A 17140-nucleotide genomic window follows, 5' to 3' on the forward strand; every position below is an offset into this window, starting at 1 on the left:
AATGCCTAACGGAATTAGTGATCAAGTCCTCCGGAATACGCATCCCTCATTAAAAACATTTTTTGCCTTGATCTTGGGGTTTATCGTAAGTCCTTTATTATAAAAAAACATCACTAAAAATATTTGCTGAAGGCACGCCGCCAAGAAAAATGCGTGTTTTCAATTTATTGGTTGTTTCTTTTGGACCACACACATAGACTTTCGTAGCGTTGAGAGCATTCAGGTGAATTAACACTCGTTTTTCAATTGAGCCTTCGGGATAAAGCCCTTGACTTTGAAGCACGCAGGGATCGTAGCGGAAGTTACTGAACAATAAAGATAACATTTCCAGTTCTTCCCTGTAATAGATATCCTCATCAGTAACACCGCCATGCACCAGGGTAATCGTTCCTTCATGTTTTTGTGTTAATGCGCTTCTGATGATACCTATCAGAGGGGCAAGGCCAGTCCCTGTTCCTGCCAGCAATATATTAAAAGCCAGTTTATCTGGATTATGGTAATAACATTGACCAAAAGGGCCTCGGATGGTGATGAATGTATTAGTGGTTGCGCGTTGCAAAAGCCATTGTCCCATGTCACCTTGTGGATAAATTTTGATGTGCAGTTCAATGTATCCATCATCAGCAGGGATATTGGCTATGGAGTAATTGCGCATTGTTCCTTCAGGATTAATGAGCGTCAAGTATTGCCCGGGTAGCCAGGGAGCAGGGTGTTCTACCTGCAGTTTGACTTGAATGACATTGTGATTTAACCGTTGCAGACTCATTATTTGAGCCTGTGTCTCGCATTCTGCATTATCAGGAGATGTGACATCAAGTGAAGTGGTTGGTTTGGCAAGACAAGCCAGGAAATACCCTTGAGATTTGAGCGTTTCCGGTAATCCTTCTTGCCAGCCTGGATTAATTTCCCCATCTTTGGCTTTAATCAGGCATGACTGGCAAATGCCTGCCTGACAGGAGTTAGGGTATTCTACCCCGTGGCGCAAAAAACATTGCAAGAGACTTTCATCCGGAGTTAATGCAAAAGATTGATTATTAAATCGTACGGTACTCATGATGATCGCCCCAATACATCGTCACGAACGCTATTGGCGATTGCCGCTACTTTTTGAATGTCTTCTTCATTGGCGCCCAATTCCTTAAGCGTTTCCCCTAAATGCCCAATTACAATATCCACATGTGAGTCATTTAAGCCTCTGGCAAGAAGATGCTGATGTCCTTCCCGCATACTTTTTCCTGTATAGTGATTCGGCCCGCCAAACACCATAGTTAAAAATCCTTTTTGCTTAAGGATTTGTTGCTCCATATCCACGTCATCAAAAAAATAATTCACTCTGTCATCCATGAGCATTTTGCGGTAGAAAATATCCACAGCAGCATTGACGGCATTTTGTCCTCCTAATCGCTCAAACAAGGATTCAGTCATGATATACTCCTTAAAGATGTATTTGAAATACATCTTATAAAAAGAAATAATAGACGTCAACAAACCAGAAGGATTTTTTATGCAATTGACTCAATTTACTGATTACTCCCTGCGCGCTTTGATCTACATTGCCCTAAAGAAAGGCTCTTGTACCATTAAAGACATTACAGACGCCTATTCCATATCAAACAACCATCTCATCAAAATCATTCATAATTTATCGAAGATGGGTTTAATTAAGACTATACGGGGAAAACATGGAGGTATTTTGATGGCATCCTCTCCTGAAACCATTAACTTGGGTCAATTGATTATGGAACTTGAGCCCAATTTTGATTTGGTTCCCTGTTTTAATAAAGAAAAGGCAAACTGCTGCATTGCCCCGGTATGTAAACTCAAGAGCGTTTTGTATGAGGCACAACGTGCTTTCCTGCAGATTTTAGAGCAGTATACTCTGGCAGATGTTTTACATAACCCAAGTGAGTTGTCTACTTTATTGAGGATCAGCTAGCAATTGCGAATAATATTTTCAGGACTTACGAAAAACCCCAATCTCTTTGTTAAAAAATGTTTTTAATTCGGTCATTTAGTTTATCTAAGTTTCCTCATTAAAAACATTTTTTGCCTCGACCTTGGGGTTTTTCGTAAGTCCTGATTTTATGAACGCGAACTTTATAAAACTTTCTGGGCAAGCAAAAGAGCAAATAATCCTTGCATCGGTCTTCCCAATTCGTCCTGTTTATGAAGATGTCCTACTGTTTCTTTGTATTCGAGGATAGACCAGCCCCTGTCCTGGTAAAAATGATACAGCTCTTCTTGTTTTGGCAAAAACGTGAATGAGGTTGGGAGTGAATAACGATCGGATTGGACGGGAAAAACCAGAAAATGATAGCCATTTTTCTTCGTTGCCTCCTGCAATTCAGTCAATAAGGCTGGAATACAAAAGGCATTTAAAAATTGAAGGGTTACGGTAGAGCAAACAAAATCGTAATGATTTTTTGTAAGGGATTGAGGTTGATTTAAATCCTGTGACAAAGTGTTAATTGAACTCAGGTTTTCTTTTTGAGCGATTACCTGAATATTTTCCAGTGCCGATTGATTGATATCAATCCCAGTCGCTGCATGACCAAGTTGGGCCAAGTACAAAAGATTTCTACCTGAACCACAACCGACATCCAGGATAGTTAGTGGGCCTGAATGCGATAAGTAAGTATGATACACGTACAGTAAATCACGGTGCACCTCAGTTAAACCGTATTTTTTGTTAAAGTAGCGATGAGGTTTGCAATAAAATTCAAGCCAAGCATTGAAGGTGGTGCTGATTGGAATAATTTTATGCCAGGAAGCAGGAGGAATAGACAATTCCTGATTGTTTTTATCCAGTCGGATGCGCGACAGTTCCTGACCTAAGCCATCCAGGAAAATAAAATCAATTTCACCTTCATTCAAGGAAAGTTTACCCCATGTCCCTTCTTTTGTACTGTGCTTTTCAAGAAAAAATTTAAGTTTTCCATGGTCATCAATGGATATCTGTTTGTAACAGATTAAATTATCGTATTCTCTTAGCATGATTTTATTGTCCTGATATTTCGATAAATAACATAATAGTTTTTTAGCCTATTGTCGAATGCATTAATTTTATAGAGCCGTTAAATGGAGCAGGTTATTAACTGCAAAACTGCAGTAAAATAATCAGATTAGGCAAGAGGTCTAGTAATGCTTCTTGCAAAGTAATGAATTACTTTAATCAGCGATGCAGCCATTGCGCCAGAGCATAAATACCTGATTTTAAATCGTCTTCATTGCCTCCAAAAGACAAGCGGACGTAACCCTCTTTACCAAAGGCGATTCCCGGTACCATCGCAACATTGGCCTTATCCAAAGCTTGTTTACAAAACTCCTCGGAATTTTGATTTTTGCAGCCAATATCCTTTAGGGCAAGAAAAACATAAAGTGATGAAACCGGGGGTGTTATGGTTAATCCCAGATAGTCATACAAGGACTGGACTAGGCAATCTCTTCTTTTTTCCATATTTTGTTGAACCCAGATATTGACTTGATTTACCTCTTGCAGTGCCGCCACAGCGGCCCATTGGCTCAGGGTGGTCACGCCACTGGTGCTTTGACTGACCAGAGAAGTTAAAGGGTTGATGAATATTTCTGGGGCAAAAACGAAACCCACTCGCCAGCCGGTCATGGAAAAGTTTTTGGAACAGCTTTGAATGATGATGACACGCTCTCGAAATTGAGGGAAAGAACCACAGGATACGTAATGATGCTCATCATAGGTCAGTTCGCTATAGACTTCATCAGAGATCACTAAAAGATGATGTTCCTCGGCTACTTGTAGCAAGTGAGCCAGTTCGGATTGGGTATACAAGGCTCCAGTTGGATTGCTGGCATTATTCAGAATGAGTATTTTACTTTTTGCAGAACAAGCCTTTTTCAGAGCCCGTGGCGTTAGTTTCCATTCTTCAACTTCTGTCGTTTCAACTATCACGGGGGTACCACCAAACAGGCTAACCATGGCTGGATAGGAGACCCAGTATGGAGAAGGAATAATGACTTCATCATTTAGCTGCAGTAATAATTGCATGAGTAAATAAATGCCAAGTTTTCCTCCATTCACAACCAGACATTGCTCCTTTTGGAATGAGCAATCATAGGATCGATGCATCCATTCACAGCCCAGATGACGTAATTCAGGAATGCCCATTATTGGAGGATAGAAGGTATGTCCTTGTTCCATAGCCTGTGTGACGGCATTTATTATGGAGGGATGGGGGGGTAATTTGGGTTCTCCAGCACTGAGATTATGAATTTTGATTCCTGCGTTAATTTTTTGTTGAGCCAGAGAATTGATGGCAACTGTTGCGGAATCTTTGGGCAAGTTCTTTTTTTCACAATGGTTCATTATTTTTGGACCTTTTTTGAGTTTGAGATAATTATCTTGAATAATTGATTCACGAAATCCTGCTGCAAGTGATATTGCCTGGATAAATAGTCATAATATTCAAACAATTTTTTTTCGCGCAGGCGGTCTATTATTTTTTTTCCTTCTTTAGCTTTTAAGGCGCCGATTTGCTTAGACAATTCTTGGCGTTGAGCCAATTTTTCAATAATGTATGCATCAGTTTGTTCAATTTGTTTTCTTAGTTCTTCAATCGTACTCATGATGAACTCCTTACCAGATAGGGACCTTATCACTCTATTTTTTAACTAATATAAAAGCCGTTTTATTCTGATAGCTGTCCTGAATATTTCTCGCTCTCATTTGCAAACCATAAAGTGGTGCACAACGTGCCGACGCAATGACGGCGGTATGGGGTGGTAATATTCCTTCTGCCAGATCTCTTGCTGCTTTGGCTGTATCGATCCATTCTATTTTTTTCGCATCTTTAAATTTGTGTCGGAGGAATTTTTTGCACTGGGCAAGACCTTGAGGATGCGAAACAATATGGGTGATTTTATGATGTTGAGTATTCGGTTTAACCAGCAGGCATTGGTTAATGTTATGCCAAATCTCATCGATGGGAGTAAATGAATATTTGCCCATAGCCTGAAATGCTGGTTTTACCAATCCTCCTAAAAGGTTAACAACGGGTAAGATGCCCAAATCTATAGTTTCATTCTCAATAGCATTTAAAACGCCTTCCATATCCAGCAAATGAATGAGATGGACATTAATATCTTTCTCTTTGGCATAAAGTAGTGCTGCTTCCTCAGAAAATGATCCGATATCTCCAGAAACACCGAAGCGAATTGCTTCTTTTTCTTCAATGAGATTCTTCATAACGCTTCCCTCTCTGCCAGTTCCAACAGGAACGATTCTGTCTTCTCCCAACTGAGGCAAGGATCGGTAACGGATAACCCGTTTAAATCAATGTTTGCCGGATTGATAGAGTCTAATTTTTGATTGCCTTCTTTGATGAAACTTTCTACCATGAAACCTTTGACCAGTTGTTTTAAATCAGGTCTATTTTTGATGCTTTCCAGAATGCTAAAAGCAATTGATGGTTGCAGTTGATGATTTTTTTTCCCATTCACCAGACAGTTGTCATGGCTCACATCAATAATGACAGAAGGGTTAACTATCTGATGCATGCCCATGTAGTACATGACTTCCTCCAGGTGAGAAACGGAGTAATTGGGGGCTTGGTTTGAGCCACGCAGAACGAGATGAGCATGATGATTGCCATGGGTTTGCACTTCATATCCATCAAAGACAGCGACATGAGGATGCTGTGAGGCAACCAGGCTGTTTACTCCTACAGCAAGTGAACCATGTGTGGGGTTTTTTAATCCTACCGCACAGTCAAGGGCAGAGGCAAAAATTCGATGTTCTTGATCCTCTGAACTACGGGCGCCTATTGCAACCCAGGACAGAAGTTCAAGGAATCCCTTGGCATTATGGGTGAACAGAGCCTCATCAGCGATAGGGAGCCCCATTTGAATGACTTTTATCATCATATCCCGGGTATATTTTATACCTGCTTCAATATCAGGGGTTGAAAATAAATCGGGTTGATTAACAGGACCAGTCCAGCCTTTTGTCGTTCTGGGCTTTTGAATGTAAACCCGCATGATTAATTTTAAAGCATGTTTGACTTTATTGTTGAGTTGTACCAAACGCTCCGCGTATTCCAATACCGCTTTTTTAGGCCATGCCGAACAAGGGCCGACTATCATCAAAAGACGTTTATCTCGTCCTTCCAAAATCGCTTTGACCTCTTGCCGGTCCTGGGCAATTTGCTGACAGGCGGAGTGGGGTAATGGCAATTCCTGAATGATTTTTTCTATTGGTGGCAGTTTTTTTAAGATGGAATAGGTCATCGTATCCTCCCCAAGCCAGAAGGGGCTTTGGACGGATGATGAATTTGAGATGGATGGTTCATCGTTCACACTCCTTTTTTGATTTTATCCAACTCCCCTTTATTAGTCTGGGGATCTTGGGTATCAAAAACCCCCAGACTCAGCTGGGGGTTGGAGTGTTAGTATTGCCTACCTACCACCCAGCTCAGGGCTGAAAAAGCTAAAATAAAAAAAGCAGGCAAAGTCTTGTACAAGACTTGCTTTTTTATTTAACTGATTTGTTGTAGTAGAGTAGAACATGAATAATCACAAAAAATTAATTTGTATATTATGTATACAGGACTATGGCAATCCTGTCAACACCTGTTGCCCTTGGTTAGTTTTAAAGCCAATTTTTCCTGTGCATTAAATCAATGATTTCCATATAAGGTCAATTATGATTGTACTATGTCAAATGACTAAAATTTAATATGAAATAAATATATACTATTTGCTCAGTTATTAATTAAAATTGATAATAAAAAGCTGTATGTCGAACCTGATCTGATCTTTATTTCATAATTAATATTTTTTGATTTAACAAGAACTTGGCATTTGTGATTAACCATTTTTAGCTTAAATTTAATCAATTAGATTATATCGCTGTCTAAATTTGATTCATAAAAAATATCTTTACACCCAAATTTGTTTCTGATAACAATAACTCGCTGCTTTTTAGCAAAGAGATGTAATGGATTTACCTTATCTTTACGAAGGAGTTAGTTATGCCAAACGATAAAATGGATATCGATGAAGGTTCTAAGGATAAAAGCGACCTGAAAAAAAGCAAAAAAGTTCAACAAAGCGGAACAGAAACTTCTCACCCCTACCCCGATTCAAAAACTACCAAAGAATTTACAGCACATGATTTTTCTTTCCTTGCAGAGAATGAGCATTTTCGTTATGCACCAAATAGCGAAAAAATAGGACATGCTGTGATCACTAAGGAAGATGACAAAACTGTTGCGCTGCAATATGAGTTACCACAAGGCGAGAATGAAGAGACACCCAAAGTCCGTCCTTTAATTAATATTGAAGCGATTCAACCTTTTAGAGGAATGCATCGATTTCGTGCACAAACACCCGATGGCCATACTCCTATGTATGGAAAACGTTCCATTTATGGGAAGGTTGGGGAAAAGGAAGATGAAGATCCCATTCAAATCGTTTGTTTTTCTCCTTCTCCTGAAGAAGGTAAGCAACCTTTTTGGGGTTCAATTAAAGAAACACCCTTATTTAGCGATAAGCTTAAAAAATCAGCTAAAAAAGAATTAGAGAAAGAATTGGCCGAAATAGGTCAGGTCACAAAGGGTGGGTCTGAATTGGAGATTGATCATGACTCTGTTCCACAACGTGATCTCATTAAAACAAGAACTCCTGACCAGAATACGGTTATGGGGGAGTCAGCTCGTGATGCTTATGAACACTTTTTTGAAAAAATGAGTGATGAACTTCATCCGGATATGAAAGCACGTCTAAAGCGCGCTTTTGAGGCTGACATTAAGGATAATTTTTTCAAAAATAGTTATCGTCCTGAGTGGTTGCATCTTTATGGTTGGTCCTTAATGCCAATGGATAAAGACCCACAAAAAAAAGAGAATTTAGGTGCCGCTCCAAAATGGGCGAATACTCAGATGATGATTTTAGAGCGAACTGTCAAATGGTTTGCTATAAATGCCCCAGAATCATTATTAACCATTAAACCTAAATTTGAGATGTTGCTTGATTCAGAATTGGTTAAGCATATTGATTTTAGTGTACGAGTTAAAATAAAAGAACGCTATGTAGAGTTGATGCAAAAAATCGATCCGTTTTTAGCCTACCCATTATTTGCGAAAGCATCGGATTTAGCTCAAGGAACTGCAATAACTTACAATATTCTGAATAAGATTGAGCCTGTGAGTAAACAGGTAGTGAAAGGCAACAAATCCAAGGGTGATGAAGGCCTTGCAACTGTTTCATCCAAAAAAGCAGGATCTATCTTAACAAAAACACAAGCAACTAAGAGGCATACTGAAACCACTTCAACTTCTCACCAAGACGCTTCTCTTACCAAAGCAGTTGGTGGAAAAAGAAAACGTGATAGTGAGATGGAAGATGAATCGGTAATAGCTCCGTCAAAACCAAAAACCGCTTCTTCCCAATCTGATGATTTGAATCGTAAAAGAAGACGCGATGAGGATGATGCTGAGCTTGAAATGAGCGCACCAAAATCAAAACGTGCTGCTCATGAAGACCAGGTAATGAAATCCAAGCATAAAACAGCCCCTGATAAATCAAGTTCGTCCAATGGTAAAAAAAGACGAAGAGAAGAGGATAGTGACGATGAGGATATGAGAGAAACTCCAAAAAAACGCATCAAATTCCCTACTCAAAATCAGCATGAACTATCAGTAGTGCAAATTTACTCTGACTTTTTTGTGGCCGATTATGATAATCCCTGGCGAGGTCCAGAGTCATCTTCTTGTTCAGGATCCGGTTTTATAGTTCAAGATCCTACTTCAGGCAAAAAATATATAATGACCAATGCTCATGTTGCGGAGAACACAACATTTTTGCAAGTACGATTAGCAAATAATCGTATTAAAAAATATGAAGCAAAAGTCAAATGCGTTTCATATCAGTGTGATTTAGCCTTATTGGAGGTTGAAGATCCTGAGTTTAATGATCTTGTCGAACCTGTTGAATTGGGTGAAATGGTGAGTTTACGAGATCGAATTATGGTTGTTGGTTTTCCCATGGGGGGAACTGAAATATCCCTTTCAAAAGGAATTGTCTCGCGTATTCAAGTTGATGGTTATTCTATGAGTGGCCAAAATTTATTGCAAGCTCAAGTTGATGCAGCAGTTAACCCTGGAAATAGTGGTGGACCAGTATTTATAGGCGAAAAGGTCGTTGGGGTTGCTTTTCAGGGATATGGTGGACATCAAGGATTAAGTTATATCATCCCTATTCCAATTATGCAGCATTTCCTAACAGAGGCATTAAGTGGTAAGCCATATCGTGGATTCCCTAGCATTCCAATTGTTACAGAGGAAATTGAAAACCCAAGTGAACGTGAATTTTATAAAATGGGTAAAAAATCGGGTATTCGCATTTTAAAAGTGGATAATTTATCAGATGCATACACCAAATTAAAACCAGACGATATCATACTGGCTATTGATGGATTACCCATATCAAATGAAGGGACTGTAGATATTCCAGGGATCGGAAATTGCATCGATTATTTTCATGTGACTCAGTCTAAATTCATCGGCGATAGCGTTAGACTCAACATTTTACGTAGGAAGCCTGATACTGATACTGTTGAGGAACTGGAGGTAGATGTTATTTTAGATACGATCTTGGGTGATACAGAAAAAGTATCAGTCCCTGAACACGACAAAATGCCGACCTATTACATTAACTCGGGAATTTGTTTTGTTCCACTGACCCGTAATTACATGGAAGGAAATGGGTGTGATTTCGAAGAAATGCATTTAGTTGAAGAAAACTGCTCCTTACCTGATGCGCCTAAGAAAAAACCCAATGAGCAAATTGTTGTGATTAATACCATCCTCAATTGTAAGGAAACTCAAGGTTATGAGAAGCATATTCGTGGAATTGTTAAAGAAATTAATGGCCAACCAATTAACAATATTCACGATGTTGTTCGTGCCATGGAAGGGAATAAAGAAAAAAGGCATGTGATTTCTCTGGCTTCAAAGTCAAAAATTGTTATTCCTAACATGTCAGCCGAAGAACACGCCAAGTTGTTAAAACGTAATCACATTGCTCACGATCGGTCCACGGATTTATCAGATAAGATGCTTGTTGATGAAGAACTGAAAGTTTTTTCTCATATCCCTGCGCCAAAAAAATCAGAATTATATGTAGAAGAAATGGAATTAACCCAATCAGGAATGCATGCTCTCTTTGCCCATATGGGGTATTCAGAAATGGTTAGTGCTTCTATCTATAATGGAAATTTAACGCTTAATTTAGATGCACTGAACCGTCAAGGTTTTATGCCTGTATTAACCGATGTGGGAGAAAGCAAAGTTTCTGGCCATTGGATTATGTTAATTCACGGTCGTGATAATCAATACTTCATTTTTGATCCAATAGGTCAAACATCAGGAAATAAATATGTTACCAGTTTAGCGAGTCAATTACCCACAGGAGCTACACTTTCTGTTATTCCTAACGCTGAGGGATTCAACCGAGGTTTATGTGGATATTGGGTTGCATCAACAGGTATAAGAGCTTATGCGGCATTAAATCAAGCAACTCCACCAAGTTTAGCAACACTCGGACAAATCATCTCTTATGAGATGCAGGCAGAGTTAGCAAATAATGGATTCATGAAAATTATCACTTGGTTGCAGTCTGTGGCTGAAAGATTTTCTGGCTCTCCTGCAAAGAAACCAATTGATGCTCGAGAATTAAGGCTAGCAAGTGAGACGCCGCTTAAAAGTCATCCAGAAATTGTTTGTCCAATCCCTATAAGACCAAGTTCTTCAAGTTTTTTCAATCAACTTCCTAAAGAAACCGAAGAGAAGAGTACAAAGCCTAAAAGAAGGCGGCTTATTATTGAATCAGATGAAGAAGAAGGAGCTTCTATATTTTCAGGTAAAGAAAAAGAAGATGTGGGTTTAACACAGGATATGTTGCCTGGTTTAAAACGCTGGCAGCAAAAAATTGTGGAAATGGAAGAGAAGTATAAGGATCTACCTGAGGATGAAGAAGATGATGAGTATTATGCTAATTCCTCTGATAATTCAGAAGGTTCCGATGAAGAAGAAACCGAATCTGAGGATCGTAGTGAGGACTTAGAGGATTCAGAGATGGAAGAAGAATCAATTGATGTGAAACCGAAGAATAAAGCTTCTAAAAAAGCGCAACATCATAATCCAAGGTTAGAACGACATGGATTTTTCAAACGGCCAGCCGAGGATGACGAAATGGAGCATCAACATAATACAAAACGAGCCCGTTACAAATAATCAATTTTCTCTATTGCGCCGGGGGTATTAGACCCGGCGATTTCTATTCCGGAATGATGTAGTTGTATTGCTGTAGTTGTATTATAAGGAGATAATGATGTTGCAAAAAATTGAGGAAATTAAAAAATTTCGTGAAGCGTTAAAAGACATTCATTTTGATACTTGGTTGGTTTTGGATCTAGATAATACCGTCATGACACCTCGGATTGCCTTTGGAGGCGATGCATGGTTTGAGGGATTGTTCTCTCACGTCAAACAAAAAGAGATTAATCAGGACATTGCTAAGCCTTCGCTGATGTCGGTTTATAATACGGCACAGCATTTTGTTCGAACAACTGCAGTAGAACCCAATATAGTTCGCCTCATTAAAGCACTACAAGATATTGGTATACCCATTATTGGATTAACTGCACGTGGATATACGATTCGACACCAGACATTGAGACAACTTTCTGATATGGGGGTCGATTTTTCGCGTAACAGCATTGTACCTGATGATGGATCATCATGTCAGGGTGGTGTCATTTTTTGTGCTGGGGGTGATAAAGGGGAAAATTTAAGTGCGTTTTTTGAGCGATTAGGGCGCACTCCTCGTCATGTTGCGATGCTTGACGATAAGAAAAAGCATTTAGAACGTGTGATGATTGCCTTAAAGCCATTAGGAATTCATTTTAGTGGATTTCGTTACGGCTATCTTGATGATGAGGTGAAGCAATTTAGTATGGAAACAGCCAACCTTCAATTGGCACACTTATGGGAATGGCTATCTGCTACGGTACAAGAAGATGTTAAAAAATTAAAACTTATTTCCGAAGAGCTTATTGGTACTCTAAGTCCACTGGTTTATTCAGAGAGTTTATTTCATCCCGATCATCCCTTACATCCTATATCAAAATTTCATTCAGATGAGAAGAAACCTAAATTACTGAAACGTTCGCTCAGTGTATCTTCATTTTTTTCTGAAGAAAAGCTATCGCTTACACCATCCACAAAATGTAAGACATTTAGGAAATTAGAAATCGACACAGGCGATTGTGAATCAAGCTACGAGCCACCACCGACATCAATTCATCCCCATCGAATTGACAGAAGAGGTACAGTTGGATTCTTCACTATGGTTTCATCTGAAGGTGTTGAGCAAAAGGGTACTGGTAATGGGCTTAGCTATTTCAGTAATTGAATATCAAACTAGTGTCTTAGTCTCAGCCATTTTCAAACTTAGTTAAACTGGCCGGATCTATCATCTTAATCAACCAGTTTATATTCTTGACTTGGGATGTTTAATCTAGTTAACTTTATGATTTATTTTTTATCATTTTAAAGAGAGTGATTATGTTAAAGGACTGGCAGGTAAAATTTCCAAAAAGTTTTGAACAATTTCCAAATCTTTTTACTGAGTTAGATTTTGAAGAGCAGGAATATTTGTCTCAACTATTACATTTAATAAATAATGCAGGTACAGGATTACTTGATGAAGAAACAGTCAGCCGTATCTTTGATAACTCCTCTCATGTATCTGAATTAACGGCTCTCATTAGTTTAATCAGTAATCTTAAATGTTTGAACAAATCCATGCTCAATTATTTGATTACAAATCACTATCTACCTGACTTGCAAGAAAGTATTGATACTCTTTCCAGCCAAACTTCTCTCTCTACCGATGTGGTAACGTTTTTATTTTCCACCAAAAATCCCCAGGATTGTGTAGCGTTTATGATGCGTGCTCTAAAAAACGGAGTAGATTTAACCAATATTGTAAATTATTTATCGCAACATGTTGATTTAGCAGGCTTGAATCGTGCAATAACCCTATTTGATCTTAGTAGCTTTAGCTATAAACAAGAACATTTTCCAAAGTTTAGTATCCTGTCAAGCGTACTCGCAAATCCCTTATGCCAAACTATATTTGACGCCAGATTGCGAGGATTTTCTGATTACTCTGAGCTTTCAGAGCCATTACGATCTATTGATGCTAATGAAATTATTAATCAACTTGTTGATTTGGTCGATGAAGAAACCAAAGCGCAAATCTTTTTTGATTTTTTTGTACCATTTCGCCCTTTTCCTCCTAGCCAAAAATACATTGTTGATGTCGATGTTGCTGATAAAGTAGCTAGAGTACTGCAAGCTCCAGAAATGAAATCAACATTACGAATGAAAAATGGTGTTAGAGTTGTTTTTGATAAAATCAAATATGAGATTGCTAGCAACATAGAATCAGAAGACTTATGTTCTACACGCAATTATAAAGACCTTATGAATGAAATTTGGTTGACACTTAACCAACTGCATAAAGGTCATGGATATCAAGGTTTTTTTGCAGAAGAATTGAGACAACACTCGTTTTTAACTGATACAGAACCTAAGGATATGATGGATGTTGAAACGCGGAGTCCATCAATATTAGTGTAATGCGTTGCATTACACTAATTCTTCTCGGAACCAGGTGACATGATCATAATTTATTATAAGGAAAGAAAATATGAGCCTCGATATCATCTCATACAAAGATCTGTTCGATACTCATAATGATTCAATCAAAGATAGAATTCAAACGGCATTATGCATGACAGGGATTATTGGGGTAAGAGATGTGCCTCATTTTATCGAAAAATCAAGAGACTATCTTCAAGCCGCACGACATTTTTCTTCATTAGGGATGTCAATTAAAAAGCAATATGCTCCTGAGCGCGATGCTGGTTTGACTGAAGGGTATGAATTAGGTGCAGAACAGTTTTTAGATCAAAACGGCCAATGGCAAAGAGATGATAAAAAAATGTCTTTTTACGCGTTTGTCCCTGATCATAAACGAAACAAATGGCCAAACGAGATGGATTTAAAAACACCCTACTTGGCATTGGGTGAACTGATGTTTGATACCGGTAAAAAAATTCTAAATTTTATGGGATTGAATGAATCAATTGGACTCCCACTTAATAATCTAGTGGGTTATGGGCGGATGTTGCATTACTTAGCAGTTGATGAAATACAAAATCCCAATTGGTGCGGCGCTCATCTAGATCATGGAGTGTTAACAGCACTGATGCCTGCTTATTATTTTAGAAATGGAGTAGAAGTTGATGAGCCAGAAAATGCTGGGCTTTATATCATGCCTTCGAATAGTGATCAGTTCGAGAGAATTGATGCCTCAGATAAATCAATTATGTTGTTTCAGGTTGGAGAATTTGTGCAGCTTGCTTCAAATGATACAATTCGTGCCACGAAACATTTAGTTAAGAAAACTACAGGTTCTATAGAGCGTTTCACGTTCGCTTTATTTTTTTCTGCACATGATGATACAGTTATTTATAGCCATTCAGAGTTAACTCAAGATGCTCGATATCTTGAGCATAAATCATCAGATGGGAGTATAAGTTACGGTAAATGGGAAGCTGCTTCTTATGCGCGATATCGAGCACTTTAGACGTACTTCTACGAGAACAATAAGCAAACTCCTGAGAGAATATCCAAAATAAGAGATTGCTGGCTTACAGATATTTTAGAGTATTATGCAAGCTCTTTTATGCGTACCTGTTGGCTGTGGTTGGTTTTATAGCCAATTTTCCCTGTAAATTAACCCAATGATTTCCATATCAAAATCACCTTGGTATTAATCGCACTTACTGACTGGAAAATGAGATGAAAGTATTGCACGAATCATTTTGATCGTATACATTGCATTTTATATCAAATAAAAACTAAGGGATTAATGTTGTGTCAATATGTTGGGATTTAATCATAAATAATATTACCCCACAGCAAGCCAATTTCCCTGATCACCGGCTTCAAATGAATGACTCGGGATTCATCCTTAAAAGAATTCTTTTCGTATCAAATCAACAATTTATCGATTTACTCACTTGTATCACTGAGTATCAGTCCATTACCAGAAAAAAATTCATGAATCTTTCAAATAATAAAATCAAGCCAAGGAGGAAACGCAATAAAAGACTATTAACGTGGTAAGGATTTTAAATTTACAAAAAGGAGTCAATATGTTTAATGTGGATAATAGTGGTAAAGGCAATTGCTTGTATTATGCTTACAGTATTTCATTAATGTATTATTTGCGGGCAAAAAATAATGTCAGGATTACTGAAGATATTTTTAACAAATTAGGATTAAAGGAAGAAGGTCGAGCCAGTTTACGAAAACTATTATCCAAAGACCATGATAGGGCCTTTACGCGTGAAGAAATAAAAACAATTATAGAACCCATTCTTGGCAGAGCAACCAGAGATTTGGCAGCGGAACATACCAAAATCGAATTCAAATCGTCACCTCATGATACGCCTATATTTTCATCCCTCCATTATGCTGTGGAATTTGGTTTTAAACGCGCTCTACAAATCAATGAATCAGAGTTGGCCTTGTTAATAGACAATGATTTCTCCAATCCTGATTATACTGAGGCCGAGATATACAAGGTTAGTGGTTTGTTAGATGCTCTTCAAGAATATATTTTAACAAGAACGCCTGCTGTTATAGAGGAATTCAATCGTCAATGGGAAAGTAAAAAACAGGAACTCAAAGAGCAAAGCTTAACTGAAAAAGAGATCCAGGTTCATCAGGCGACTATTTTAGATAATATCCTAAGAAAAGAAACGATAGATTTTTTATTAGCTGATAATGAAAAACATCTTGATGAATATAGAGAGCATCTTCGAAGAGAGTTCGTATGGGGTAGTGAAGAAACACTGATGGTTTTACATCGTGCCATACAAGGTGAACGCATGGTACGTAACCATGAGGGAAGAGTTGAGCTTGTCTATGATCATGAAATTATTTTGCATGTTCATAGAAATGGCGCAAGTCCGTCCTATGATGCGGGAAGCCCGGAAATGATATTAAATAATGAAGGCAATACTCATTGGACTTCTATCATTCCTGATTCGATATTTACATCAAAACTAACCGACAAAGAAGAAAAATTATTCGAACTATTGGATAAGATGCAGTCAGAGTATGGCAGTAAAGAGCTTGGGGTAGAAAAATATTCCTTGATAAGTGATTGGCTTAGCGATTTGATGAAGCAGGTAGAGCTTATTAAAACCAGCCCAACTGCTGTTACGAAACAAAAAGAAATCGAATTATTTTTTCAGCTTCTGGGCAAAGCAATACCTAAATTGGCATCAGAACCTGCCTTGAGGATGTCGCTTGGTACTCTTTTTTCCAATTTTCTCGAATGCATTCCAACCCTTATGGTTGAAAATAAAATCAGTACAGGGTTAGCTAAATTTGGATTGTATAGTCCTGTAATATCTCAGAAAAAAGAAGATTTGTCCTTGACCAAATCATCTGAGGAGAAAGTTAATTCTGAACAACCTCAAAAGGGCGTATTAAGTCAATTCTCGAAACATACTCTGCTTAAGGTATCTGAGGATGTAAGCCCAAAACCATACCCTACAGAACTAAACCCGTATGTTCGAAAAAACAAGCAGTCTGGTCCACGAGTAGCGAGAGCACTCACCCAAATGTACCAAAAAGGACTTGAAGGTGATGAAAGATATACGCCAGAAAAGTGCAAAGACATTGCTCAGAGGTATATAGAGTATTCGAAATCTCATAAACGCAATTTCATTCTTGATGATGTCATCCTCTTTGTGCAGGAAATGGATAAAATCATTAAGCAACAAGAATCAATTAGTGAAAATTCCTCTAAGCGTGCTGCAATGTAAGGGTGCTGTTTTTGCCTGAAGTGTGGGAAAAACAACATCGTCAGATTGATTTTGCTTTCTTATCAAGTGGTGACTTAATTGGTGAGGAAGCAAAATAGCAACTGCAATGATTTTCCATGCTGTTATTAATATAAATGCATATAGCCGGTAAATATTAGGGCGTGTTGACAATTGGCTCCCAACGCCTACGTGCCGCGA

At 38.3% G+C, this 17140-nt stretch carries 14 protein-coding genes; 6 read left to right on the forward strand and 8 right to left on the reverse strand.

Features of this window, described 5'->3' with window-relative positions:
• Positions 1 to 97: 97 nt before the first annotated feature.
• Positions 98 to 1054 carry an FAD-binding oxidoreductase gene (locus CC34_RS0109800; RefSeq protein WP_028379458.1) on the reverse strand — a complete coding sequence of 319 codons (957 nt, stop codon included), beginning with the start codon at positions 1052 to 1054 and terminating at the stop codon, positions 98 to 100.
• Positions 1051 to 1425: a group I truncated hemoglobin gene (locus tag CC34_RS0109805; protein ID WP_027228146.1), complete on the reverse strand. Its 375-nt coding sequence runs from the start codon at positions 1423 to 1425 to the stop codon at positions 1051 to 1053. The genes CC34_RS0109800 and CC34_RS0109805 overlap by 4 nt, the downstream gene beginning before the upstream one ends.
• Positions 1426 to 1504: 79 nt before the next feature.
• Here CC34_RS0109805 and CC34_RS0109810 point away from each other — a divergent pair, with 79 nt between their 5' ends.
• Positions 1505 to 1936: an Rrf2 family transcriptional regulator gene (locus tag CC34_RS0109810; RefSeq protein ID WP_027228145.1), complete on the forward strand. Its 432-nt coding sequence runs from the start codon at positions 1505 to 1507 to the stop codon at positions 1934 to 1936.
• Positions 1937 to 2097: 161 nt separating this feature from the next.
• Here CC34_RS0109810 and tehB read toward each other — a convergent pair whose 3' ends face one another.
• The 5 genes from tehB to CC34_RS0109835 all read right to left on the reverse strand — a co-directional run bounded on the left by tehB (position 2098) and on the right by CC34_RS0109835 (position 6258).
• Positions 2098 to 2994 carry an SAM-dependent methyltransferase TehB gene (gene tehB, locus CC34_RS0109815; RefSeq protein ID WP_028379459.1) on the reverse strand — a complete coding sequence of 299 codons (897 nt, stop codon included), beginning with the start codon at positions 2992 to 2994 and terminating at the stop codon, positions 2098 to 2100.
• A 178-nt stretch (positions 2995 to 3172) separates the two neighbouring features.
• Positions 3173 to 4339 (reverse strand): pyridoxal phosphate-dependent aminotransferase, encoded by a 1167-nt coding sequence (locus CC34_RS0109820; RefSeq protein WP_028379460.1) that lies wholly within the window; start codon positions 4337 to 4339, stop codon positions 3173 to 3175.
• Complete coding sequence (locus CC34_RS0109825) at positions 4339 to 4599, reverse strand: chorismate mutase (protein WP_011216411.1); 261 nt, start codon at positions 4597 to 4599, stop codon at positions 4339 to 4341. Before CC34_RS0109825 ends, CC34_RS0109820 begins: the two co-directional genes overlap by 1 nt.
• A gap of 34 nt (positions 4600 to 4633) precedes the next feature.
• Entirely contained in the window at positions 4634 to 5218 is a 585-nt protein-coding gene (locus CC34_RS0109830; protein ID WP_028379461.1) for a prephenate dehydratase domain-containing protein, read from the reverse strand.
• Positions 5215 to 6258, reverse strand: coding sequence for a 3-deoxy-7-phosphoheptulonate synthase (locus tag CC34_RS0109835; RefSeq protein ID WP_028378665.1), 1044 nt, complete (start codon positions 6256 to 6258; stop codon positions 5215 to 5217). The genes CC34_RS0109830 and CC34_RS0109835 overlap by 4 nt, the downstream gene beginning before the upstream one ends.
• Positions 6259 to 7001: 743 nt before the next feature.
• Here CC34_RS0109835 and CC34_RS0109845 point away from each other — a divergent pair.
• The 5 genes from CC34_RS0109845 (at position 7002) to lotC (ending at position 16942) form a co-directional block, all read left to right on the forward strand.
• Positions 7002 to 11264 (forward strand): PDZ domain-containing protein, encoded by a 4263-nt coding sequence (locus tag CC34_RS0109845; RefSeq protein ID WP_028379462.1) that lies wholly within the window; start codon positions 7002 to 7004, stop codon positions 11262 to 11264.
• Between the two features lie 97 nt (positions 11265 to 11361).
• Positions 11362 to 12444, forward strand: coding sequence for a DUF2608 domain-containing protein (locus CC34_RS01000000116395; protein WP_231957875.1), 1083 nt, complete (start codon positions 11362 to 11364; stop codon positions 12442 to 12444).
• A gap of 152 nt (positions 12445 to 12596) precedes the next feature.
• Positions 12597 to 13676, forward strand: a complete 1080-nt coding sequence (locus CC34_RS0109855; RefSeq protein WP_027228139.1) for a hypothetical protein — start codon at positions 12597 to 12599, stop codon at positions 13674 to 13676.
• A gap of 70 nt (positions 13677 to 13746) precedes the next feature.
• The gene (locus CC34_RS0109860; RefSeq protein WP_027228138.1) at positions 13747 to 14688 is read left to right on the forward strand and encodes an isopenicillin N synthase family oxygenase; all 942 of its coding nucleotides are present in this window, start codon (positions 13747 to 13749) and stop codon (positions 14686 to 14688) included.
• 535 nt (positions 14689 to 15223) lie between these two features.
• Positions 15224 to 16942, forward strand: a complete 1719-nt coding sequence (gene lotC / locus CC34_RS0109865) for a Dot/Icm T4SS effector deubiquitinase LotC (RefSeq protein WP_080274189.1) — start codon at positions 15224 to 15226, stop codon at positions 16940 to 16942.
• Here the strand turns inward: lotC and CC34_RS1000000117435 are convergent.
• Positions 16904 to 17140, reverse strand: a 237-nt coding sequence (locus CC34_RS1000000117435; RefSeq protein ID WP_231957876.1) for a hypothetical protein, incomplete at its 5' end; no start/stop codon positions are given. The genes lotC and CC34_RS1000000117435 overlap by 39 nt on opposite strands.

This window comes from Legionella pneumophila subsp. fraseri (assembly GCF_000586315.1).
In the GTDB taxonomy this organism is placed as follows: domain Bacteria; phylum Pseudomonadota; class Gammaproteobacteria; order Legionellales; family Legionellaceae; genus Legionella; species Legionella pneumophila_B.